Here is a 22,746-nt window from a genome sequence, read left to right as displayed (position 1 = left end):
GAGCCTGTGCATGGGTGCTGATCTTGGCGGGGGCGAATTAAGCGGACCTTAAGCGCCGCGGCCCGGACCCGGGGCCCGGGCCGCAGAACGTGTGCATTTGTTAACGCGACGGGCCAACGCTCACATCCTGTTGCACAAGGCGCGGGTCTGGCCGGAGCGCGCTAGAATGCAGGCAGGTCACGCAAGTGGCCAGACCCGATCGGGAGAGACTGCCGCAGCTGGCAGCGCCGAAGGAGCAACCGCCCCGGAAACTCTCAGGCAAAAGGACCGAAAGGGAAGTTCACACTCTGAAGAGCGGCCGGATGTCGTCACCCGGCCCACCGCAGGAGCAAGCGCAGCCGACACGGTTGCGTGAATCTCTCAGGTACCAAACAGAGGGGGCGTGTTTCGCACATGGTGTGCGGGGCACCCACCCCCTATGACGTTTGGAGCCTGTCCTCATGAAGTCGATCGCCGTCATCGGCGCCGGTATCACCGGCGTCACCACTGCCTACGCCCTGGCCAAACGCGGTTTTGCCGTCACCCTGTTCGAGAAACACCGCTACGCGGCGATGGAAACCTCCTTCGCCAACGGCGGCCAGCTTTCCGCCTCCAATGCCGAGGTCTGGAACCACCCCTCCACCATCCTCAAGGGCCTCAAGTGGATGCTCAGGAGCGATGCGCCGCTGCTGGTCAACCCCAAACCCGGCTGGCACAAGCTGAGCTGGTTCGCCGAGTTCATCGCCAGCATCCCGAACTACCGCCGCAACACCATCGCCACCGCCCAGCTGGCTGTGGCCGCGCGCGAGCACCTGTTTGCCTGGGCCGAGGCCGAGGGCGTGGACTTCGACCTCAAGCGTCAGGGCATCCTGCACATCTACCGTGACCAGAAGGGCTTCGACCATGCGGGCGAGGTCTCGAAGCTGCTGGCCGCCGGCGGCCTGCCGCGGCGCGCGGTGACCCCCGAGGAAATGCGCGCCATCGAACCCACCCTGGCCGGCAGCTACTACGGGGGTTATTACACCGAGAGCGACGCCACCGGCGACATCCACAAGTTCACCGTGGGCCTGGCGGCCGCGGCCGAGCGCCTGGGCGTGCGCACCCTGTACGGGCAGGAGGTGCAGCAACTCGGCAGCGATGGCCGCAGCGCCAGCGTGACCGCGCGCGTGGATGGTTTGCCGCAGACGCACCGCTTCGATGGTGTGGTGGTCTGCGCCGGCGTGCTCAGCCGCAGCTTTGCCGCGCAGCTGGGTGACCGCGTCAACGTCTACCCGGTCAAGGGTTATTCCATCACCGTCAACCTGCCCGATGCGCAGAGCCAGGCCGCCGCACCGATGGTGAGCTTGCTGGACGACGAGACCAAGCTTGTGACCAGCCGCCTGGGCGCCGACCGCTTCCGCGTCGCCGGCACGGCTGAGTTCAACGGCTACAACAAGGACATCCGGGCCGACCGCATCCGCCCGCTGGTGGACTGGGTCAACCAGTGCTTCCCCGGCGTGAGCACGCGCCAGGTCGTGCCCTGGGCCGGCCTGCGCCCCATGATGCCGGACATGATGCCGCGCGTGGGCCGCGGTCGTGCCGCCAATGTGTTCTACAACACGGGCCACGGCCATCTGGGCTGGACACTCTCGGCCGTCACGGCCGACATGGTGGCCGGGGTGGTGCAGCAGGCTTATGTGGGCACGGCGCCCGGCGTGCGTGTGTCGGCTTCGGTGCTGTCGCAGCCGAGCTGAGCTACTTGCGCCCGACCAGGTAAGTCACGCCGGCCGGGCCGTAACGCTCGCTGTGCGGCTCTGCCGGCGCGAGGTGAAACACCTCGCCGGGCCGGTACAGCCGCTCCTGTCCATGGCAGACGAGAGAGATCTCCCCGCTGAGGATCAGGGCCTTCGCCTCGAAGGGATGGGTGTGGGTGTCGAGAAAACCGTCGGGCTCGCGCGTGACGGTGGTGATGGTCCCGTAACCCTCACGCTGCAGTTCCAGGGTGAAGTTGCTGGAGTCCATGGGCCGACCTGCTTTCAGGGTTTGGATTGCAAGGCCGCTTCGATGGCCGAGACCAGTGTGCGGTGGCCCGGCTCGATGGCGCTGGCGAAACTGCTCACGGTCTTGCCGTCGCGCGCGATCAGGTACTTGTGGAAGTTCCACTCGGGCGCGGCCTTGGTGGCCTGATGGAGCTGGGTGTACAGGGCATTGCGCCGGGGGCCCACGACGCCGGTCTTGTCGAACATGGGGAACTTCACGCCATAGGTGTTGAAGCAGAGGTCGGCGATCTGCTTCGCATCGCCCGGTTCCTGTTGGCCGAAGTCGTTGGACGGAAAACCCAGGATGACCAGGCCGCGTTTCTCGTACTTGGCATACAGCGCCTCCAGCCCTTCGTATTGTTTGGTGAAACCGCAGTAGCTCGCGGTGTTCACCACCAGCAGCACTTTGCCGGCGTACTGGCAGAGGTTCTGCGGCGCGTCGTCCTGCAGGCGGGGGAACTGGTGCTGCAGCAGGGCAGGGCAGGAGGTTGCCGCAGGCTTGACGGTCTGGGCGTAGCTGCTGATGGGCAGCAGGGCTGCGGCCAGGCTGGACAGGGCCAGCAAAAGAAAAGGACGCATGGAAGTCATGCGCCCATTCTCAGTCAGGCGGCGTAACCCTGCCGCGCAGGTGGTCGGATCAGTCCGCCACGAAACCCGTGGCCTTGACGATGCGGGCCCAGCGCTCGGACTCGCGGTTCATCTTCTGCAGGAACCTGTCACCGCAGAGGTCGGGCGAGACGCTCAGGCCCGCATTGAGCATGCGGGTCTTGAACTCGGGGTTGGCCGTGATCTGCTGGTGCGCATCGCTCAGGCGCTGGACGATGGCCGGCGGCAGGTTCTTCGGGCCGGAGAAACCGAACCAGACCGTGGTGGCCAGCTGGGGCAGGCCCACCTCGCCTACCGTGGGCACATCGGGCAGCTGCGGCGCGCGCTGCTCGCCGGTGGTGGCATAGGCCACGAGCTTGCCGGCCTTGATGTGGGGGTTGGCTGTGGCGATCTGCACAAAACCCAGCGGGGCCACGCCGCCGATCATGTCGGTGATCTGCTGCGGGCTGCTCTTGTAGGGGATGTGCGTCATCTCGGTCTTCAGGGCTTCGCTGAACTGGTAACCCAGGAAGTGGGCCGGCGAGCCGGGCGAATAGGACGAGTAGGTCGGGGGCGCCTTCTGCGCCTGCACCCACTGCGAGAGTTCCTTGTAGTTCTTCGCGCCCAGGTTCGGGTGGCTGGCCAGCACCAGCGCCGCCTCCACGCCCTGGCAGATCTGCGTGAAGTCGGCGCCCTGGTAGCGGGCCTTGGGATTGGCATTGGGCGTGATGGTCATCATGCCGGCGGTGTTGACCAGCAGGGTGTAGCCGTCGGCCGGCGCGCGCTGGATCTGCTGGGCCGCGATCATGCCGCCGACCGCAGGCACGTTCTCCACCACCACGGGCTGGCCCAGCGCCTTGGCCAGGTGGTCGGCCAGCGCGCGGGCATACACGTCGGGCGGGCCGCCGGCGGTGGACGGCGCCAGCAGCTTGATGGATTTTTCGGGCCAGGCCTGGGCGGCGGCCCAGGGGGCGGTGAACGCCAGCAGGCCAGCGATCAGGGCCGTGCGTCGTGCGGCGGTAGTGAAAGTCATGGGGTACTCCTCGTCTGGTTTTGTTGGATTGGGATGAAGGGCCACTCAGCGCTGCGGCATGTCCTTGTAGGAATAGCCCAGGCTCACGGCAGCATCTTCTGGAATGGCGGGCACGGTGCTTTCCCAGGCCAGCCAGTCCTTGCGCAGGGCAGCAAAGCGTTCGGGGTGCTTGGCCGCCAGGTTGGCACGCTCGCGGGCGTCGGCCGTGATGTTGAACAGGTACTCGTTCTCGTCCACCTTCAGGTACTTCCAGTCGCCCCGGCGCAGGGCGCGCTGGCTACGGTGGTTCATGCGCCAGTAGAGCGGGCGCTCGAAGGTGTGTGTGGGGTCTTGCAACACGGCAGCCAGCGAGACGCCGTCGATGGGGACGTCCGCGCGCGGCTGGCCGCCGCCCAGGGCCAGCAGCGTGGCTGACCAGTCCATGGTCATGCAGTGTTGGGTGCTGAGGCTGCCAGCCGGAATCACGGCTGGCCAGTGCGCGATCCAGGGCACACGGATGCCGCCTTCGGTCAGGTCCATCTTGCCGCCGACCAGGGGCCAGTTGTCGGAGAAACGCTCGCCGCCGTTGTCGCTGGTGAAGACGATCAGCGTGTTGTCGAGTTGACCGGTGTCGCGCAGCGCGGCCACCAGCCGGCCGATGCCTTCGTCCATGTGGTGGATCATGCGGCGGTAGCTCTCGACATTGCCGCCATCCAGGTGGAAGAGGTTGCCCAGTCCGGCGGCGATCTGCGCATCGTCGCGTGTTTCCCAGGGCCAGTGGGGCGCGGTGTAGTGCAGGCTCAGGAAAAAGGGCTTGCCGTCCCTGGCCTGTGGCGCCATGCGCTGAACGTAGTCCACCGCGCGGTCCGACAGCACGTCGGTCAGGTAACCGACCTCGCGGTGTGACGCTTCGCCAAGGTAGAGGTCATGGTCGCCCTTGCCCGAGCAGTGGGTGAAGTAGTCCACCCCGCCGGCCATGATGCCGAAGAACTCGTCGTAGCCCGAGCGCAGCGGACCGAAAGTGGGTGGGTAACCCAGGTGCCACTTGCCGACCAGGGCGGTCGCGTAACCGGCCTCGCGCAGCAGCGAGGGCAGGGTGGGCATGTCGGTCGGCAGGCCCAGGGTGGTGCTGCCCTTGCTCTTGCTGTTGATGGGCTCTTCCATGCCGCCGCGCAGGCGGTACTGGTAGCGCATGGTCATCAGGGCGAAGCGGGTGGGCGAGCAGACCGGGGAGTTCGAGTAGCCCTCGGTGAAGCGCAGGCCGCCGGCTGCGAGGGCGTCGATGTGCGGGGACACGGGGCCGAAGCCGGCCTCACGCCCGCCGTAACAGCCCAGGTCGGCGTAGCCGAGGTCGTCCGAGACGATGTAGATCAGATTGGGTTTGGAGGACATGAGGGCTGAGCTTAGGGAAGGCTAGACCATTTGTAAAATTGAAACTTGTCATATTGAAATAAAGAAAACATATGGATCCGCGCCATCTGGTCCAACTGGCCACCATCCTGGAAAAGGGCTCGATCACCCAGGCCAGCCGCCACCTGCACCTGACCCAGCCCACGCTGACGCACAACATGCAGACCCTGGAGATGCAGGCCGGTGGCACCTTGTTCGAGCGCAGCCGCTTCGGCGTGCGCAGCACCCCGCTGGGTGAGATGTTGGCGCGCGAGGGGCGGGCCATTGCACGTCGGCTGCAGGACGCGGCGGAGGTGAGCGCCCGCCACCGCAGCGGGCTGCGCAAGCAGCTGCGCCTGGGCAGCGGGCCCATCGTGGGCGCGGCCCTGCTGCCCGGCCTCACGCAGGTCTTGCTGCAGCGTTTTCCGGACATCGCATTGAGCATCCAGAGCGACCGCCCGCACCTGCTGGTGGAACAGCTCATCGACGGCCGGCACGATCTGGTGATCGCGCCTTCCTGGCTGGACAAGCCGCCGCCTGGCATCGAGCGTTTTCTGCTGGTGCCCGATGACCTGGGCGTGTTCTGCGGGCGCTCGCACCCACTGGCAGTTCAAGGCCGGATCGAGCCGGGCGCGGCGGACGGCATGTCCTGGATCAGCCTGGGCACGGCCTCGCCCTTTGACCAGGCCGTGCGCGAGATGCTGACGGCCGCCGGCGTGGGCAGCACGCGCACCGAGATCACCGTGCTGGGCGAGGCCTTCATGCTGCTGCGCATCCTGGGCGCAGGTGCGCATCTCTCGGTGCTGCCGCATTTCCCCATGCGCCTGCTGCAGGCGCATTTCCCGCTGGTGGAGCTCAAGCTCGCGGTGCCGCCGCAGCCGCGGCCCATCTACCTCTGGTGTCGCAGCACGCTGCTGGAGGACCCGGGTTTTGTCGAAATGAAAGAGGTCATCCTGGGCTACGCCGCGGGGGTGTGAGACGCGCAACCACCCCGCAGCCCTGGCGCGCTTCGAATGGCGTCAGCCTGGTCTCAGCCGGTGCGACGCTTGCGGGTACCGCCTGGCGCCAGGGTCGCGCGCAGCGTGTCCAGGAAGACCTGGCAGGCGGCGGGCAGGGAGCGCCCTTTTTTGGTCACGACATAGAGGTCGCGCGAGACCTTGGGCGCGTGCAGGGGCTTGACCACCAGTTCCCGGTAGTGCGAATAGCTGGCATAGGCCGAGGGCATGATGCAGGGCGCCATGCCGCTGGCCGCCATCCACAGGCCGGTGGAGAGGAAGGAGACCTCGTTCACCACCTGCAGCGTGACGCCGGCCTGCGCCGCTGCCAGATCCACCAGCTGGCGCACGCCGTAGCCCGGACGTCCGGCGATCACGCGGTGGCCTTGCAGGTGGCTCCAGCGCAAGGTCTTCACGGCCGCCAGCGCATGGTCGGGTGGACAGACCAGGCAGAGCTGGTCACGCATCAGGGTCTGCAGTTCCAGTTCGCCGCCGGCACGCTCGGGGGTTCCGATGCCGAAGTCCACATGCTCGCCCAGCACGCGCGATGAAAACTGCTCGGGCGCGCAGTCGTCCACCACCACCTGCACCTCGGGGTGTTGCTGGCTGAAGGCGCGGATCGCCTCGGGCAGCAGCATGCCGGCCAGGGTGGGCGTGATGGTCAGGCTCACGCGGCCGCGGCGCAGGCCGCTGAGGTCGCCAAAGGTCGTGCTCAGGGCGTCCACGTCGCGCAGGATGCGCTCGGCCATCACGGCGACCTCGTGCGCCGCCTGGGTGGGCGCCAGTGAGCGTGTGGTGCGGTCGAACAGGCGGGTCTGCAGGCCGTCCTCGAGCTGGCGGATCAGCACGCTGATGGCCGACTGGGTGACGAACAGCTGGTCGGCCGCCGCCCTGAGCTTGCGCAGGCGATACACCGAGAGGAAGGCGCGCAATTGCCGCAGCGTGGGCGAGAAGGCGTGCGCAGGGTTTGCTTGATTCATTCTGAAAAATCATAAATGATTCGGAAAGTTTCGATTTACAAACCAATCGCCTTGCCCTCCAATCGTCTCCAGACCGACACAGGAGACCCCCACTTGAGCACCCCCCGTCCCTACAAACGTATCGCCACCGAAGAAGGCTGGGCGACACCGGAGATGATGCAGATGTACGGCAAGGTCCTGGAGAGCCGCACGCTGCAAGACCCGGGTTTTTACAGCCTGTGGGGCTTCTTCGGGCAGAGCCAGTCGCCGCGGGCACGTGATCTGTACGAGCGCATCCAGGACACCGGCGCGCGCCGCCTCGCCGACATGGACGCCTGCGGGATCGACATGCAGCTGCTGCTGCTGACCTCGCCCGGCGTGCAGATCTTTGACGCGCCCACCGCCACGGCACTGGCCATCTCGACCAATGACCACCTGGCCGCCACGATACGCCAGCACCCCACGCGTTTTGCCGGGCTCGCCGCGGTGGCGCCGCAGGCGCCGCAGGCCGCCGCAAAGGAGCTGGAGCGCGCCGTGCAGCAGTTGGGCCTCAAGGGCGTGGTGATCAACTCCCACACCCAGGGCGAGTATCTGGACGACGAGAAGTTCTGGGACATCTTTGCTGCTGCCGAGGCGCTGGATGTGCCGGTGTACCTCCATCCCAATACGCCCTCGCCGCAGATGGTGGAGCCCTTCCTGTCGCGCTGCCTGGACGCCGCCATCTACGGCTTTGCGGCCGAGACCGGCCTGCACGTGATGCGCCTCATCGTCAGCGGCGTGTTCGACCGCTTCCCCCGCCTGAAGTTCGTGCTCGGGCATCTGGGTGAAGGCCTGCCCTACTGGCTCTACCGCATGGACTTCATGCACGCCGGCATCGTGCGCTCCAACCGCAGCGAGGGTGTGCGGCCGCTGCGGAAAAAACCCAGCGACTACCTGCGCGAGAACTTCTACTACACCACCAGCGGCATGCCCTGGGAGCCGGCCATCCGTTTCGTGCAGGAGCAGATGGGGCACGACCGCGTGATGTACGCCATGGACTATCCTTACCAGTACGTGGCCGACGAGGTGGCCGCCATGGACGGCATGGCGCTGAGTGACGAGCACAAGAAGATGTTTTTCCAGACCAATGCCGAGACCATTTTCAAGCTGTAACCCGAGGAGCGAGACACCATGACATCCCGACTGAATCCGCTGCGTCGCCTGCTCGTGCTGGGCCTGTCTACCCTGGGCCTGGCCTGTGCCACCGGCATGGCCTGGGCACAGGCCGCCTGGCCGGCCAAACCCATCCGCCTGATCGTCACCTTCCCGGCCGGGGGCAGCAGCGACGCCGCTGCCCGCATCGTGGCCCCCCGGCTGGCCGAGCGCCTGGGCCAGCCCGTGGTGGTGGACAACAAGCCCGGGGCGGGCGGTGGCCTGGGCCTGGACCTGGTGGCCAAGTCACCAGCCGATGGCTACACCATCGTGCTGGCGTCGGCCGGCGGGCTGACCGCCAATCCCACGCTCTACGCCAACCTGCCCTACAACCCGGCGCGTGACTTTGCCCCCATCACCCTGTTCGGCACCAGCCCCTTTGTGCTGGTGGCCAACGCGGCACTGCCGGCGAACAACGTGCAGGACGTGATCAGCCTGGCCAAGGCGCAGGTCGGCAAGCTCAGTTACGCGTCGGGCGGTAATGGCACGGCCATGCACCTCTCGGGCGAGCTGCTCAAGGCCACCACCGGCAGCTTCATCCTGCACGTTCCCTACCGCGGCAGCGCGCCTGCGGTGATGGCCGTCATGTCGGGGGATACCCAATTGGCCATCGCCGATATCGCGTCCATCCGGCCGCAACTCAAGAGCGGCCGCATCAAGGTGATCGGCGTGCTGAGCAGGGAGCGTTCGTCGCTCGCCCCCGAGATGCCCACGCTGGCAGAAAGCGGCGTGCCGGGCTTCGAGGCCAACGGCTGGTTTGCCGTGCTGGCCCCGGCGGGTACACCGCCGGCCGTGGTGGCGCGGCTGAATGCCGAGATCACCGCCGTGCTGCGCCTGCCCGAAACACGCGAGCGTTTTGCCGCGGCCGCCCTGGAGCCGCTGACCAGCACACCGGAACAGCTGGCGCAGCTGATGCAGGCCGAGACCGTCAAATGGGCCAAGGTCATCAAGGACTCGGGCGCCAAGCTCGATTAGGACAGCGCTGGCCGGATTCGCTGGCGCCACAAAAAACAAAGCCCCGCAATGCGGGGCTTGTCTTTTGGCGGAGAGGGGGAACCCCGCCAATCCAACACTGACGCAGGTTGCAGCCTGATTCTTGACGCGATGCCTACAGGGATGCCTACACATTCAATTGACGGACTGTATATTTGGTGAGCCCTTTGTCACTCTAGATGTTGCACGAAAGGCCGCCATGCACCTTGGATTAGTAGCCAAGATAAGAAAAGGAACGGAATGAATACGGCAACGAGAACCATCAGCCAAAGGATTCTTGCTCTATTGGTTGCGGCTTTTGTCGCGATTGATATTTGGAACGTTCTGTTCCCATTGCCTGGTGAGTTTGAGGCATTGAAGAGATGGATGCCTGCATGGGCGATATGGCCCGGACTCGCGACATTGCTCTTAGTGATCTATTTCAAGCCCGATCGACGTAGGTTAAGTTTCAGTGGACTAAAAAACTTGCTGTGGCAGGGAATCTCTTGGGACTCACGTCCGCTTTTTATCAGAATAATGTCACGTCAAGATGAAAGCGATCCGAAGCATTTTCACTACGCCATGTCGTCGACTCAGCTATTTGGGTTCAACAATAGCCATCGACCATTGAAGCAGGCTAGCGCATATCTAAAGTTACCCGACGGCAAAAAGATTCCTCTGAGGGTCACGACCTCTGATCCCGCAATGGATACATCAGAAACCGTTGAGGTCGCCGCCAGGACAAGGTTCCAGATAGGTGGGAGCTTTGGTGAGGGTATGGAGTATTCTGATTTCGCCCCTCAATTTCTGCCGGCTCAACTTGTTTTCGAATGGCTAGAAGGTGATTACCGACAAACGGCCACAAAAGCACGGTATGACAAAGCGCTGGAAAAGTTGCGCAGACAAAATACACGTCCTTGGAAAGACAAGTTTTAATCGATGGCCAAGAGGAACGGTCACCCTGCCGTGACATAGGCAAGGTGGATGCCGCAGGATTCGAACCCACCGCGAATGCAGGGCCCTTATGTGATGCAAGACACCATTTGTAGGCATCGTGGCGATCCCTGCTGATGGATACCTGAATGCCACATTGATAACACGCTAAGCGTGAGGAGGTGCCGCACTATACAAATTTCGAGACGGCTCTCGGGTACCTTCGGCGATTCGATTTTTTCCAATGTGGTTCCCACCGCGCCCTGGGAGTTCAGGCGCCGATAATTGCACTGAGAATGAATACCATCAATGGCTTTGTATCGCCGCACCGATACTTCTGAATGAGATCGCCGTATCCAGGCGGGCTTTTTTCGAGTGTCCATCGCACCGGGATACGGCCGTAGCGAACGAGCAGTATCCATATAAGCAGTCTAGCGGTATGACCATTGCCGTTCGCATAAGGGTGAATCGTTAGAAAGCGCTCTAGGGTCGCTGCACAAACGGCCACAATTTTCTGTAGCACTTTTGCCTTTTCCCCAGGCTTCTTAGCATCGGCAGCAGCCGTATCTAGTTTCTGCAGCGCTCCCGCTAGATCGACGTGGAAAGCCTGCATGAAGGCGTCCACCTGTATCGGTGCGGTGCCAATGTGAGGGCCGACCTGTACTCTATAAGTGGTCAGGCAGGGGTGATGCGAGCCGCGGTAGTTCCCCGCCAAATATTGGCAGGCAGCAGGCGTTACTTTTGTAAACATCCTGCTGTGAGTCGGCCGTGTATCGCTCAACGCACCTTGATGGGACTGAGAATCTTTCTTCAGTTCATCAAGTATCGCGGCACACTCGTCAACGACGGAATTGAACTGGGGGTGGCCCTTATATTCCCAGCCCAAGCAGTCCTCGTGCCCCATTAGGCAAGAGGATTAGTGAAGTTGGCTCTTCGCCAAATTCTTGGCCCAATGGGGATCATTAGTTCTCCCCTTTTGTTCAGATGCGACTACTGCCTGCTCAGCAAGCGCTAGCAACTCTGGATCTAGGTCTTCATTCTCGACGGAGTCAATACTTGATGCGACTTTCTGGAAGTTTTCGCGTGAGGAGGCTACAGCAGCCTCCCAAGTGCGACCGAGTGCACTTTTTGCGCCGATGAAGATGTGATGCACATCCAGCACATGCACATACAACTCTTGCGTCGCAACCGCGAGCTTGTCAAACTCGAACGCCACCTTCGAATGTGGATTCACTTTTCGCAGTGATACAGCGACTCGGCTGAATGAAGGAATGTTTTCAAGAAGAGCTGTCTCGAGTTTGCCAAGATTCGTAAGCACTACAACTGTTTCTTCTGGACTCGCGTTCAGTCCTTCTTCCAACAGTTGGATCTTGATTGACTGAAAGACCATGACGTGAGCTTGCACGCGCGCAGTTGCGCTACTTATCCAGCCAGCTACGATCTTGCCAATGGTCGCAGACAAAGCATTGATCAGCTTGGCGGGGGATAGGAAGAGCAGACTCCGAAGAGTAAACGTGTTTAGAGACGCATTCCTGTTATCAGACTTGATCTGGCTGTACTCAACACGTACAACGCGAATGACGTCGGAACTAATCGACGCAGCACTCATAGTGGTCTCCTGTTGAGGCGAGGCGATAGAGCCTATTTAATTATTGTCCCCACACGACTGTTCCGCAATACGTATTACATATCCCCCATACATGGATATGCCTTAGAAACTGCTGTCAATTTGCGCTACTAAAATGCGAGCGCTGTATGCATTCACATGGCTCTTTTTTTGGGATCAGGGTTAACCCGGGTGTACGGGCGTTTGCACTCAGGTTGATTGCTTGGAGTCGGTTATCTATGTGTAAAAAGTAAAACGGGCCTAGGGGCCCGTGTTTACTGCGCGTCTGGCGGAGATGGTGGGATTGCTCGAAATTCGTCTGGCGCGAATTTCTCGGGGCTACGCCCCCGCGCTGTGCGCGTCCTGAAACAGTCCCCCGGACTGTTTCAGAGCGAACCACGTGGCTTCTCACCCACCCGACCCGCAAAAAACAAACCCCGCATGCGCGGGGTTGGTCTTTTGGCGGAGAGGGTGGGATTCGAACCCACGGTAGTGTTGCCACTACGCCTGATTTCGAGTCAGGTACATTCGACCACTCTGCCACCTCTCCGGCTTTGTGGAGCGCGTATTGTAGCAGCGTGCCAAGGGCTCATTGGCGCCCGGGGGGCGCCCAAGCCGTTCAGGCCTGGGCGGCGGCGGTACGCAGCAGGCGGTGCGAGGGGGCCGGGCGGGGCAGGGCTGCCGCCTGACCGAGCCCGCGGCGCTTGCGGATCCAGGCCATGGGCGTGGTGCTCAGGAACTTGAAGAAGAGCGCGTTGAGCGTCTGGTGGTCCAGGCCGCTCCTGGCCATGAGTTCCTGCCAGCCGATGGGCTCATCCAGATGGGCTTCGATCCAGGCGCACAGTTCCTCGAAGGTCTGGCGGTGGTCCGACAGGGCGGTTTGCTTGCGCGTGACGGCGGTGCGGGCGAAAGACATGGGTACGGCACTCCTCTGAGCTGGGGTAGCCGCAGTTTGCAAGAACCGTACCCGCCCAGCTCAGGGGGGAGCGGTCGCGGGGCAGGGATCAGTCCCGGGCGGCCAGCAACTGTTGTAGCGCAGACTCGAGCACCTGGGTGGTAACCAGTTGTTTCACTGGTATCTCTTGGAGCACGGAGGCCAGGGGCTCGGCCAGGTCCTGCAGCCGTTTGACCGTCTGTCCGGCCTCCTTGGGGCTGGCAAAACCCTCGCTCTGCAGCAGCAGCTGGCCCTGGGCGTCGACCAACTTGAAATAGAAGCGGCCATCGGCTTCGCGGTACTGCTTGAAGCTGGGCAGCGCGGCTTTGGCCGCCTTGTCCTTCTTGTCGCCGGCCTGGGCGCGCAGGTCGCGCAGGCCCACGGCGTGGCGCACCTTGGTGGTGAAGGGGGTGGCAATTTTCTGGGCCTTGGCCGCACCAGCCTTGAGCAGCTCTTCCAGGCGTTCGGGGTGGTGGATCAGCGATTCATAGGCGGCGCGCATGGGGGCGACCTCGTGGTCGATGCGCTCGAACAGGATGGTCTTGGCCTCGGCCCAGGCAATGCCGTCGGCATAAGCCTGGCGCAGCTGTGCGGTTTCGGCGGGTGTGGCGAAGGCCTGGTAGATCTGGAACAGGGCCGAACCCTCGGTGTCCTTGGGCTCGCCGGGCGCGCGCGAATCGGTCTTGATGCCAGCGATGAGCTTCTTCAGCTGCTCGCGCGGGGCGAACAGCGGGATGGTGTTGTCGTAGCTCTTGCTCATCTTGCGCCCGTCCAGGCCGGGCAATGTGGCCACCGACTCCTCGATCTGCGCCTCGGGCAGCACGAAGTGCTCGCCGTACAGGTGGTTGAAGCTGGCCGCCATGTCGCGCGCCATCTCGATGTGCTGGATCTGGTCGCGGCCCACGGGCACGCGGTGGGCGTTGAACATCAGGATGTCGGCCGCCATCAGCACCGGGTACATGAAGAGGCCGGCGGTGACGTCGGCATCCTCGTCCGCCCCAGCGGCCTTGTTCTTGTCCACCGAGGCCTTGTAGGCGTGCGCGCGGTTGAGCAGGCCCTTGCCGCAGACGCAGGTGAGGAACCAGGTGAGCTCGGGGATCTCGGGCACGTCGGACTGGCGGTAGAACGTGACGCGCTCGGGGTCCAGGCCGCAGGCGATCCAGCTGGCGGCGATCTCCAGCGTGCTGCGCTGGATGCGCGCCGGTTCATCGACCTTGATGAGCGCGTGGTAGTCGGCCAGGAAGTAGAAGCTTTCCACCCCGGCGGCGCGGCTGGCGGCGATGGCCGGGCGGATGGCGCCGACGTAATTGCCCAGGTGCGGGGTGCCCGAGGTGGTGATGCCGGTCAGGACGCGGACAATGCTCATGGCGTGGTGTCAGTGAAGAAGGAAGGACAGGGGCGTGAGCAGGAAGTCCAGCAGGCCGTAGGTCAGGCCCATGACCGGCCGCATCCACAAGGTGCTGACGATGCCGGTGATGACCAGCGCCATGACGATGAAAAAGCCCCAGGGTTCGACGCGCGAGACCATGGCCGCCTGTTTCCAGGGCAGCAGGCCGACCAGGATGCGCCCGCCGTCCAGCGGCGGCAGCGGGAAGAGGTTGAAGGCGAACATCACCACGTTGACCAGCACGCCGGCGCGACACATCTCGAGGAAAAAACGCTCTTCCAGGCCGCCCGCCAGCAGGACGTACATCAGGACGCCCCACAGCAGGGCCTGCAGCAGGTTGGCACCCGGGCCGGCCAGGGCCACCCAGACCATGTCGCGCTTCGGATTCCTCAGCTGGTCGAAGCGCACCGGCACCGGCTTGGCGTAGCCGAAGAGGAAGGCACCGCTGGTGGCGAAATACAACATCAGCGGCATCAGGATGGTGCCCACCGGGTCGATGTGCTTGATGGGGTTGAGCGTGATGCGGCCCATCATGGCCGCCGTGTTGTCGCCGAAATGGCGCGCGGCATACCCGTGGGCGGCCTCGTGCACGGTGATGGCGAACAGCACCGGCAGGGCGTAGATGAGGACGGTTTGAATGAGGTTGTTGAAATCCACGGGATCGATTGTCTCAGAGTGCGGGGCGCAGGCGAGGCCGGCGCGGGGAAGGGGGCTTAGAGGCCCAGATCGGCCGGATCGCCGCGGCCGCGGCGCAGCACCTCGGGCTCTTCGCCGCTGAGGTCGATCACCGTGGTGGGCTCGTGCGGGCAGGCGCCGGCGTCGATGACGGCGGCCAGCTGGTGCTGGTAGCGCTCGCGGATCTCCTGCGCATCGTTCAGCGGGTCGGTCTCGCCGGCCGGGATCAGGGTGGTGGCCAGCAGGGGGCCGCCGCTGTGCTGGGCCAGCAGTTCGTGCAGCACCGGATGCTCGGGCACACGCAGGCCGATGGTCTTGCGCGAAGGGTGGCTCACGCGGCGCGGCACTTCCTTGGTGGCTTCCAGGATGAAGGTCCAGGGGCCGGGGGTGGCGGCCTTGAGCAGGCGGTACTGCCGGTTGTCCACGCGCGCGTAGCTGGCCAGCTCGGCCAGGTCGCGGCACAGCAGGGTCAGGTGGTGCTTGTCGTCCACGCCGCGGATGCTGCGCATCCTGTCGGCCGCGGCCTTGTCGTCCAGGTGGCAGACCAGGGCGTAGCTGGAGTCGGTGGGCACGGCCACCACACCGCCTTTTTCCAGCAGGGCTGCAGCCTGCCGGAGCAGGCGGATCTGCGGGTTCTCGGGGTGGACGTCGAAGTACTGGGCCATCGTGCGGGGGTGCTCAGACTTCCATGGGTTCGAGCTTCAGGCGGTTTTCCCGCACGGCCAGCCAGGCGCTGGCGGCGCCGCAGCCAGCGATCAGGATCATGCCCAGCAGGGACCAGCCGTCGGCGATGTGGCCGAAGACGACCCAGCCCGCGAACATGGCAAAGGCGATCTGCACGTACATCAGCGGCATCAGCGTGGCGGCCGGCGCGCGCCGGTAGGCCAGGATGAGCACGAAGTGACCGATGGTGCCCATGAGGCCCATGAGCGTGAGTGCGGTCCATTCGGTCAGGGTCTGCGGCGTGACCCAGATGAAGGGCAGGGCCAGCGAGGCCAGCAGGGCGCCGACCCAGCCGGTGTAGAAATGCATGGTCACGGTGTCCTCGGTCTTCACCATCCTGCCGGTCAGGATCTGGAAGGCGGAATGGGTGGCCACCTGGGCCAGCGGCAGCAGGACGTGCCAGCCGAACAGGTCGCCACCGGGCCGGATGATGACGAGGGTGCCGACGAAGCCGCCGGCCACGAGGACCCAGCGCAGGCGCGAGACGTGCTCGCCCAGCAGGGTGGCCGCCAGCAGCGTGACCACCAGCGGCGCGATCATGGCGATGGCCGTGAATTCACCCACGGGCATGTAGGCCACGCTCAGGAAGGTCAGCAGGCTGGTGGTCGCGAGCAGGGCACCACGCAAGACATGCAGACCCAGGTGCCGGGTATGGAAGATGGCACGCCCGCGCTGCGGCAGCATGACGGCCGTGGTCAGCACGGCCTGGAAGATGTAGCGGAACCACAGGCCCAGCAGCACGGGCAGGGTCAGGGCGACCACCTTGGCCGAGGTGTCCAGCGTGGCAAAGCAGGCCAGGGCGGCAAGCGCGAACAGCATGCCGCTCAGGAAGTGGGGATGTTTCATTGCTGGATGCGATCTGCCAGCAGTTCCCACACCGGTGTGAGCTGGCCGGGCAGCAAGGGCAGGGCGCCCAGATCGGTGTGTGATTCGTCGGGGCTGTGGAAGTCGCTGCCGCGCGAGGCGGCCAGGCCGAATTCGCGCGCCATGTCGGCGTATTGCACGTACTCGGCCGCGCTGTGGCTGCCGGTGACCACCTCGACGCCGCGCCCGCCATGGGCCTTGAACTCGGAGAACAGGGCGTATTCCTCGGTGGGGCTGAAGTTGTAGCGCGCCGGGTGGGCGATCACGGCCAGACCTCCGGCATCGCTGATCCAGCTGACGGCGTCGCGCAGCGTGGCCCAGCGGTGCGGCACGAAGCCGGGTTTGCCTTCGGTCAGGTACTTGCGGAAGACTTCATTGGTCTCGCGGCAGACGCCGGCTTCCACCAGATAGCGCGCAAAGTGGGTGCGCGAGATCAGCTCGGGGTTGCCCGCGTACTTGAGCGCGCCCTCATAAGCGCCCTGGATGCCCACGGCCGCCAGGCTGGCCGCCATTTCGCGGGCGCGCTCGCCGCGGCCGCCACGTGTCTGGCGCAGGCCGGCCTGCATGCGCGGGTCTTCGGCGTCGAAGCCCAGGCCGACGATGTGCACGGTCTGGCCGGCAAAGGTGATGGAGATCTCGGTGCCCGTCAGGTAGGGCAGGCCGTGCGAGCGGGCCGCCGCCATGGCGCGCTGCTGGCCGCCGATCTCGTCGTGGTCGGTCAGCGCCCACAACTCCACGCCGTTGGCGTGCGCGCGTGCGGCCAGTTCCTCGGGCGTGAGGGTGCCGTCGGAGACGACGGAGTGGCAATGCAGGTCGGCGTTGAGAATGGAGCTCACGAGAGACATTTTAGGCGCTGGGGCGTTTCCCTGCCCGCAGCGGCGGTGCTGGCACAATGGCCGCATGCGGTACACCACCGAAGCCCGATGCGTCCTCCCCTGCCGCTGATGTAATGCCCATGGCCGCCCTCGATCTGCGCTCCCTTGTTGTCATGAGTGGCATCCTGAGCCTGCTGCTCGCGGTCTTGATCCTCTTCCTGCGCGTGAGCTATCCGCGCAGCATCCGCGGACTGGGGCTCTGGGCGGCCGCCCATGCCTGGGTTTTCCTGTCCACCGCGCTGTTTGCCGGGCGCGGTTTCCTGCCGGATTTCGTGACCATCGTGCTGGCCAACCTGGCCCTGCTGATCGGCATGGTGTCCTACCACGCCGGCGTCGAGCAGTTCTTCGGGCGTCGCCCGGCCTGGGCGCGCTGGGCCGGCCTGCTGGTGCTGCTGACGCTCCCCCTTTACTGGTACGCCGTGGTCGAGCCGAACTACAGCGCCCGCCTGATCCTGGTCTGCCTGGTCTGGGCGGGCATCTTCCTGGCCATGGCCTGGATGATCTGGCGCCAGGGCCCCGAGATCTTTTCCACGCGTTTCACGGTCGTGGTCCTGCTGGTGCATTCCATGGTGCTGCTGCTGCGCTTCTTCTCGGCCTGGATGCCGCTGGCCGAGGAAGGGCTGTTCACACCCTCGCGCGTGCAGGCGATCTACGTGGCCTCCAATGCGCTGATGCTGCTGGCACTGGGCATGGGGCTGATCCTCATGGCCGGCGACCGTCTGCGCGAGGAGTTCGAGCACCTGGCCTCCCATGACGCCCTGACCAATGTGCTGACGCGCCGGGTGTTCCTGACCGCCTGCGAGCAGGAGCTGGCGCGTTGCCGCCGCCACGGGCGCAGCATGGCGCTGCTGCTGCTGGACATCGACCACTTCAAGACCATCAACGACACCCATGGCCACCAGACGGGGGACCGTGTGCTGGTCGACTTTGTGCAGCGCATTGCCTCCCTGCTGCGCCGGCCTGACCTGATTGCGCGCTTTGGCGGCGAGGAATTTGTGCTGCTGCTGCCCGAGACCAGCCAGGAGGAGGCCATCGCCGTGGCCGAGCGCATCCTGGCCCATGTGGCCGAGTCGCGCGACAGCCTGCCGACCATCACGGTGAGCATCGGCGTGGCGACCAACCGGCCCGACGAAGACCAGATCGATGCCCTGCTGGCGCGTGCCGACAAGGCGCTCTACCAGGCCAAGACCGAAGGGCGCAACCGCGTCGAGGTCGCCTAGGTCCTCAGACTTCGGCGCCTTCGACCAGGAAGCGCACCCGACGCAGGCCCTGCCACTCGTCTGCATCGAGCCGGAAGGCCAGCAGCACGCGCGATGGCAGTGGGTCGGTGTGGCCGAACCAGATGCCGTCCACCGGCTGGCCCTGATGCTTGAGCTTCAAGGCCAGGTGCTTCTCGCCCACCAGGCGCTGGGAGAGCACTTCGACTTCCTCGCTGAAGGTGGGCGGGGCGAAACCCTGGCCCCAGACCTCGCGCTGCAGCGTGTCCACCATGTCGGCGCGGCGGTACTCCACCGGCAGTGCGCCGTCGGTCTCCAGCCGGCGCGTCAGCGTGGCGGCGTCCAGCCATTCCTGTGCCACCTCGGCCAGGCCCTGCTCGAAGCGGTCCAGGTGTTCCTCGGCGATGGTGCAGCCGGCTGCCATGGCGTGGCCGCCGAAGCGCAGCAGCACGCCGGGGTAACGCTTGGCCACCAGGTCCAGTGCGTCGCGCAGATGGAAACCGGGGATGGAGCGGCCCGAGCCCTTGAGCTCGTGCTCCTTGCCCGGCGCCTGGCTGGCGGCGAAGACGAAGCTGGGGCGATGCAATTTGTCCTTCAGGCGTGACGCCACGATGCCGACCACGCCCTCGTGAAAGTCGGGGTCGAACACGCAGATGGCCGGCGGCGGCTCTTCCTCGGGGTCGTAGAGCGATTCGACGATGTCCATGGCCTGCTCGCGCATCTCGCCCTCGATCTCGCGCCGCTCGCGGTTGATGCCGTCCAGCGTCTGTGCCAGCTCGGCGCCGCGGGCCGGGTCGTCGGTCAGTAGGCATTCGATGCCCAGGGTCATGTCGGCCAGGCGGCCGGCGGCGTTGATGCGCGGGCCCAGGGCAAAGCCGAAGTCGAAGGTGGTGGCCACGGCGGCCTTGCGCCCGGCCACGTCGAACAGCGCGGCCAGGCCCGGCGGCAGGCTGCCGGCGCGCACGCGCCGCAGGCCCTGCGCCACCAGCCGGCGGTTGTTGGGGTCGAGCCTGACCACGTCGGCCACGGTGCCCAGGGCCACCAGCGGCAGCAGCGTGTCCAGCTTGGGCTGGTTCTCGGCCGTGAAGACACCACGCTGGCGCAGCTCGGCGCGCAGCGCTAGCAGCACATAAAACATCACGCCCACGCCGGCGATGGATTTGCTCTCGAAGCTGCAGCCCGGCTGGTTGGGGTTGACGATGACCTCGGCGTCCGGCAGGGCAGGGCCGGGCAGATGGTGGTCCGTCACCAGCACCTGCAGGCCCAGCTCGCGCGCCAGGGCCACGCCCTCCACGCTGGCGATGCCGTTGTCCACGGTGATCAGCACGTCGGCGCCGCTGTCCTTCACCCGCCGGGAGATCGGCGGGGTCAGGCCATAACCATCGACCACGCGATCCGGCACCAGATAGTTGACCTGCTGTGCGCCCAGCATGCGCAGGCCGCGCACGCCCACGGCACAGGCGGTGGCGCCGTCGCAGTCGTAGTCGGCCACGATGCAGAGTTTCTGGTTCTTGCCTATCGCATCGGCCAGCAGCACCGCGGCCTGGGCCGTGCCCTTGAGCGTGGCCGGTGGCAGCAGGCGCGCCAGCGCGTCGTCGAGTTCGTCCTTGCTGTGGACGCCGCGGGCGGCATAAAGACGGGCCAGCAGCGGGTGCACGCCGGCCTGTTCCAGCGCCCAGGCGGCGCGCGGCGGGATGTCGCGGGTGACGATTTTCATGTCGGGCCGAGTATGTCAGACACAGACAGGGGTTTCAGGCGGCGCATCAGGCGCGACCAGGCACTGCGCGGGGCGGGGGTGTAGCGACGTGTGCCCAGTTCGCTGCACAACGTGAGCGTGGCGACCTGTCCGGCGTCCAGCGCAGCGTGCAGACCGGCCAGCTGCGCATCCAGCGCCTGCCAGGCCTGCGCCCAGGCGGCCCAGTCGCTGCGCACGGCGTGCTGCGCCAGGTCGTCGAGCACGCGCAGGCTCACACCTGGCGTCGGCACGGCAGGCAGCTTGCCACTGCCGCTGAGCCAGAAGGAGTTGACCGCCAATGCACCGCGCTCAGCACGTGCGTCGGTGACGGCATGGGTGTAGAGCAGCATCTGCATCTCGTTCTGCAGGCGGCGTAGCAGGGGCGAGGCCGGCAGCCAGGGCGCGACGTCACGCCCGATCACGCGCTCCGGTGATGCGCCGATCAGCCCGCGCAGCGGCTCACCCTGGGCCAGCCAGCGCAGCGGCGCATCAAAGTGCAGGGTGATGCCGTCCTCGGCGAAAAAAGGCTGCATGGCCGCCAGCAGGGCGCGCGACTCGTCTTCGCGCAAGTCCAGCGCCTTGGGGTCGCGCAGGCTCACGCGGGCCTGGCCGATTTCCCAATGGCTGGGGGTGATGAAGGCCCAGGGCTCTTCGCCGGCCCCGGGCAGGCCCAGTTTGTGTGCGCGTAGCGCAGCCCAGGCCGGCGCCTGCGGGTCCAGGCCCCGGGCCTGCGCCTGCAGGCGTTCGTGGGCGCTGACGGGGCTGTCTTCGGGCAGGGTGTGGGCCGGGTCCGGGCTGAGTCTGTGGAGCAGGGTTTGCAGTTGGGGGAGCTGCAGTTGGCGCAGAGCGGCTGTGGCGGCGGGGTCGTCGCTGAGGGCGTAGGGGATCAGCACATGCATGGGGGTATTGTCGTCCTTGTCCTTTTGCGATTTTCTTGCGCTGTCTCTTCCCCCCTATCCCCCCAGCCCCCTTCCCACCCCCGCCGGGGTGGGAAGGGGGAGCCTCATTTTGGAATTGCGCTCCGGCCACGCTTCTATGGGGCTGAGGTCGCGGACTGGGTTGGGGCGCCAGCATTTCTTGGAAGCGGTCGTAGTAAATGGCACTGAAGTGGCGCACCACCAGCGGTGGTCGTTCCGACCTATCGCAGTCTCGTTACTGGCGCGTAGCTGCCAGCCGGGGGGAGCCGACCCGGAACCGTTTACTACGACCAGTTCCTCGAAGTCTCAGCCCGAAATGGTGGCGGCAACGGCTCGTTCCGTAGAAGCCTAGCCGGAATCCAAAGGTCAAATCGGGCTCCCCCTTCCCGCCCCGGCGGGGGTGGGAAGGGGGCTGGGGGGATAGGGGGGGAAGAAAAAGCAGAACGAAAACAAGGACACAACAAGAAACCCAGATAATCCAGACCAAGCAACATGCAAATCCCCTACGAACTCCTCCTCGGCTGGCGCTACACCCGTGCCGGCCGCGCCACCCGGCGCAACGGCTTCATCTCCTTCATCTCGGGCGTGTCCATGCTGGGCATCGCGCTGGGTGTGGCCGCGCTCATCATCGTGCTCAGCGTGATGAACGGCTTCCAGAAGGAAGTGCGCGACCGCATGCTGGGCGTGGTCTCGCACATCGAGATCTTCTCGCCCTACGGGCAGGCCTTGCCCGACGTGGCGAAGACGCTGGCCGAGGTCAGGGCCAACCCGCAGGTCATTGGCGCCGCGCCCTTCATCGGCACGCAGGCTCTGCTGGCACGTGGGGAGGACATGAAAGGCGCCATCGTGCGCGGCATCGACCCGGCGCTCGAAGGCGAGGTGACCGACCTGGCCGCCACCCTGCGCGGTGGCGCACTGGACCGGCTGGTGTCGGGTGAGTTTGGTGTGGTGCTGGGGCGCGACCTGGCGCGCCAGCTGGGGGTGCAGGAGGGCGACAAGGTGACCCTGGTGGCGCCCAGCGGGCAGGTCACGCCGGCCGGTGTGGTGCCACGTCTGAAACAGATGACGGTGGTGGGCACCTTCGATTCCGGCCACTACGAATACGACGCGGGCCTGCTGATGCTGCACGTGGACGACGCCGCGCGCATCTTCCGCCTGGAAGGGCCCACGGGCATCCGCCTCAAGCTGAAAGACCTGCACCAGGCGCGCGAGGTAGGCGCCCAACTGGCCGGCACGCTCAGCGGTGATCTGCTGATCCGTGACTGGACACGCCAGAACCGCAACTGGTTTGCGGCCGTGCAGCTGGAAAAACGCATGATGTTCATCATCCTCACGCTCATCGTGGCCGTGGCGGCCTTCAACCTGGTCAGCACGCTGGTGATGACGGTGACCGACAAACGCGCCGACATCGCCATCCTGCGCACCCTGGGCGCCAGCCCGGCCAGCATCATGGGTATCTTCGTGGTGCAGGGCGCGGCGGTGGGTGTGATCGGCACCCTGTCCGGGCTGCTGCTGGGTCTGGGGGTGGCCTTCAACATCGACGTCATCGTGCCTGCGCTGGAGAGCCTGCTGCAGGCCAGCTTCCTGCCCAAGGACATCTACCTCATCAGCCGCATGCCCAGCGACCCGCAGAGCAGCGACATCGTGCCCATCGGCGTGATCTCGCTGGTGCTGGCCTTCGTCGCCACCATCTATCCGAGCTGGCGCGCCAGCCGCGTGAACCCCGCTGAGGCGCTGCGTTATGAGTAAATTTGCTCACCCCCAGGCTCCGCGCACTGCG

The 22,746-nt window shown here is 65.3% G+C and carries 22 protein-coding genes, 1 tRNA gene and 2 riboswitches; of the genes, 7 read left to right on the top strand and 16 right to left on the bottom strand.

What is annotated here, in order from left to right; all coding sequences use genetic code 11:
* Positions 1-190 precede the first annotated feature (190 nt).
* A riboswitch (glycine riboswitch) is annotated at positions 191-280 on the top strand.
* A riboswitch (glycine riboswitch) is annotated at positions 281-385 on the top strand. It abuts the riboswitch before it with no gap.
* Positions 386-440: 55 nt separating this feature from the next.
* Positions 441-1,712: a D-amino acid dehydrogenase gene (locus HTY51_RS12400; RefSeq protein ID WP_174253011.1), complete on the top strand. Its 1,272-nt coding sequence runs from the start codon at positions 441-443 to the stop codon at positions 1,710-1,712.
* A gap of 1 nt (position 1,713) precedes the next feature.
* Here HTY51_RS12400 and HTY51_RS12395 read toward each other — a convergent pair whose 3' ends face one another.
* From HTY51_RS12395 to HTY51_RS12380, 4 genes are read right to left on the bottom strand one after another with little or no spacing between them, the layout of a single operon-like run.
* The gene (locus HTY51_RS12395) at positions 1,714-1,980 is read right to left on the bottom strand and encodes a cupin domain-containing protein (protein WP_174253010.1); all 267 of its coding nucleotides are present in this window, start codon (positions 1,978-1,980) and stop codon (positions 1,714-1,716) included.
* A gap of 14 nt (positions 1,981-1,994) precedes the next feature.
* Entirely contained in the window at positions 1,995-2,585 is a 591-nt protein-coding gene (locus HTY51_RS12390; RefSeq protein WP_371733816.1) for a glutathione peroxidase, read from the bottom strand.
* A gap of 49 nt (positions 2,586-2,634) precedes the next feature.
* A complete protein-coding gene (locus HTY51_RS12385; protein WP_174253009.1) occupies positions 2,635-3,615 on the bottom strand; it encodes a tripartite tricarboxylate transporter substrate binding protein in 981 nt (326 codons plus the stop codon).
* Positions 3,616-3,660: 45 nt separating this feature from the next.
* Complete coding sequence (locus tag HTY51_RS12380) at positions 3,661-4,986, bottom strand: sulfatase (RefSeq protein WP_174253008.1); 1,326 nt, start codon at positions 4,984-4,986, stop codon at positions 3,661-3,663.
* Between the two features lie 71 nt (positions 4,987-5,057).
* On the opposite strand from HTY51_RS12380, the gene HTY51_RS12375 reads away from it, so the two are divergent.
* The gene (locus HTY51_RS12375) at positions 5,058-5,960 is read left to right on the top strand and encodes a LysR family transcriptional regulator (RefSeq protein ID WP_174253007.1); all 903 of its coding nucleotides are present in this window, start codon (positions 5,058-5,060) and stop codon (positions 5,958-5,960) included.
* A 53-nt stretch (positions 5,961-6,013) separates the two neighbouring features.
* On the opposite strand, the gene HTY51_RS12370 is transcribed toward HTY51_RS12375, so the two are convergent.
* The gene (locus tag HTY51_RS12370; RefSeq protein WP_174253006.1) at positions 6,014-6,958 is read right to left on the bottom strand and encodes a LysR family transcriptional regulator; all 945 of its coding nucleotides are present in this window, start codon (positions 6,956-6,958) and stop codon (positions 6,014-6,016) included.
* 93 nt (positions 6,959-7,051) lie between these two features.
* On the opposite strand from HTY51_RS12370, the gene HTY51_RS12365 reads away from it, so the two are divergent.
* From HTY51_RS12365 to HTY51_RS12355, 3 genes are all read left to right on the top strand, one after another.
* Positions 7,052-8,089, top strand: a complete 1,038-nt coding sequence (locus HTY51_RS12365) for an amidohydrolase family protein (protein ID WP_254606875.1) — start codon at positions 7,052-7,054, stop codon at positions 8,087-8,089.
* 18 nt (positions 8,090-8,107) lie between these two features.
* Positions 8,108-9,103, top strand: a complete 996-nt coding sequence (locus HTY51_RS12360; protein ID WP_174253004.1) for a tripartite tricarboxylate transporter substrate binding protein — start codon at positions 8,108-8,110, stop codon at positions 9,101-9,103.
* Between the two features lie 258 nt (positions 9,104-9,361).
* Positions 9,362-10,036 carry a hypothetical protein gene (locus HTY51_RS12355; RefSeq protein WP_174253003.1) on the top strand — a complete coding sequence of 225 codons (675 nt, stop codon included), beginning with the start codon at positions 9,362-9,364 and terminating at the stop codon, positions 10,034-10,036.
* Positions 10,037-10,304: 268 nt separating this feature from the next.
* On the opposite strand, the gene HTY51_RS12350 is transcribed toward HTY51_RS12355, so the two are convergent.
* From HTY51_RS12350 to HTY51_RS12310, 9 genes are all read right to left on the bottom strand, one after another.
* Entirely contained in the window at positions 10,305-10,919 is a 615-nt protein-coding gene (locus HTY51_RS12350) for a Fic family protein (protein WP_174253002.1), read from the bottom strand.
* A gap of 30 nt (positions 10,920-10,949) precedes the next feature.
* The gene (locus tag HTY51_RS12345) at positions 10,950-11,642 is read right to left on the bottom strand and encodes a hypothetical protein (protein ID WP_174253001.1); all 693 of its coding nucleotides are present in this window, start codon (positions 11,640-11,642) and stop codon (positions 10,950-10,952) included.
* Positions 11,643-12,099: 457 nt separating this feature from the next.
* A tRNA-Ser gene (locus HTY51_RS12340) sits at positions 12,100-12,189 on the bottom strand.
* A 69-nt stretch (positions 12,190-12,258) separates the two neighbouring features.
* Positions 12,259-12,555 carry a hypothetical protein gene (locus HTY51_RS12335; RefSeq protein WP_174253000.1) on the bottom strand — a complete coding sequence of 99 codons (297 nt, stop codon included), beginning with the start codon at positions 12,553-12,555 and terminating at the stop codon, positions 12,259-12,261.
* 88 nt (positions 12,556-12,643) lie between these two features.
* Positions 12,644-13,939 (bottom strand): tryptophan--tRNA ligase, encoded by a 1,296-nt coding sequence (locus HTY51_RS12330; RefSeq protein ID WP_174252999.1) that lies wholly within the window; start codon positions 13,937-13,939, stop codon positions 12,644-12,646.
* A gap of 9 nt (positions 13,940-13,948) precedes the next feature.
* Positions 13,949-14,617 carry a site-2 protease family protein gene (locus tag HTY51_RS12325; protein ID WP_174252998.1) on the bottom strand — a complete coding sequence of 223 codons (669 nt, stop codon included), beginning with the start codon at positions 14,615-14,617 and terminating at the stop codon, positions 13,949-13,951.
* Between the two features lie 56 nt (positions 14,618-14,673).
* Positions 14,674-15,300, bottom strand: coding sequence for an L-threonylcarbamoyladenylate synthase (locus tag HTY51_RS12320; protein WP_174252997.1), 627 nt, complete (start codon positions 15,298-15,300; stop codon positions 14,674-14,676).
* A gap of 13 nt (positions 15,301-15,313) precedes the next feature.
* On the bottom strand, positions 15,314-16,204 hold the full coding sequence (locus HTY51_RS12315; protein WP_254606874.1) for a DMT family transporter: 891 nt from the start codon (positions 16,202-16,204) through the stop codon (positions 15,314-15,316).
* Positions 16,201-17,067 (bottom strand): 3',5'-nucleoside bisphosphate phosphatase, encoded by an 867-nt coding sequence (locus tag HTY51_RS12310; protein ID WP_174252996.1) that lies wholly within the window; start codon positions 17,065-17,067, stop codon positions 16,201-16,203. The genes HTY51_RS12315 and HTY51_RS12310 overlap by 4 nt, the downstream gene beginning before the upstream one ends.
* Positions 17,068-17,177: 110 nt before the next feature.
* Between HTY51_RS12310 and HTY51_RS12305 the strand changes: the two genes are divergently transcribed.
* Entirely contained in the window at positions 17,178-18,317 is a 1,140-nt protein-coding gene (locus tag HTY51_RS12305; protein WP_174252995.1) for a diguanylate cyclase, read from the top strand.
* A 4-nt stretch (positions 18,318-18,321) separates the two neighbouring features.
* Here the strand turns inward: HTY51_RS12305 and recJ are convergent, their stop codons facing one another.
* Together recJ and HTY51_RS12295 are read right to left on the bottom strand one after the other, a co-directional pair.
* Positions 18,322-20,031 carry a single-stranded-DNA-specific exonuclease RecJ gene (gene recJ / locus HTY51_RS12300; RefSeq protein ID WP_174252994.1) on the bottom strand — a complete coding sequence of 570 codons (1,710 nt, stop codon included), beginning with the start codon at positions 20,029-20,031 and terminating at the stop codon, positions 18,322-18,324.
* The gene (locus HTY51_RS12295; protein WP_174252993.1) at positions 20,028-20,948 is read right to left on the bottom strand and encodes a phosphoglycerate mutase; all 921 of its coding nucleotides are present in this window, start codon (positions 20,946-20,948) and stop codon (positions 20,028-20,030) included. Before HTY51_RS12295 ends, recJ begins: the two co-directional genes overlap by 4 nt.
* Positions 20,949-21,458: 510 nt before the next feature.
* Here HTY51_RS12295 and HTY51_RS12290 point away from each other — a divergent pair.
* Positions 21,459-22,715, top strand: a complete 1,257-nt coding sequence (locus HTY51_RS12290) for a lipoprotein-releasing ABC transporter permease subunit (protein WP_174252992.1) — start codon at positions 21,459-21,461, stop codon at positions 22,713-22,715.
* The last annotated feature ends 31 nt before the right edge of the window (positions 22,716-22,746 follow it).

Origin of the sequence: Rhodoferax sp. BAB1, from assembly GCF_013334205.1 — a bacterium.
GTDB lineage: Bacteria > Pseudomonadota > Gammaproteobacteria > Burkholderiales > Burkholderiaceae_C > Hylemonella.
The sequence above is the reverse complement of the archived record's forward strand: the minus strand, read 5'-3'. Positions and strand labels throughout refer to the sequence as shown.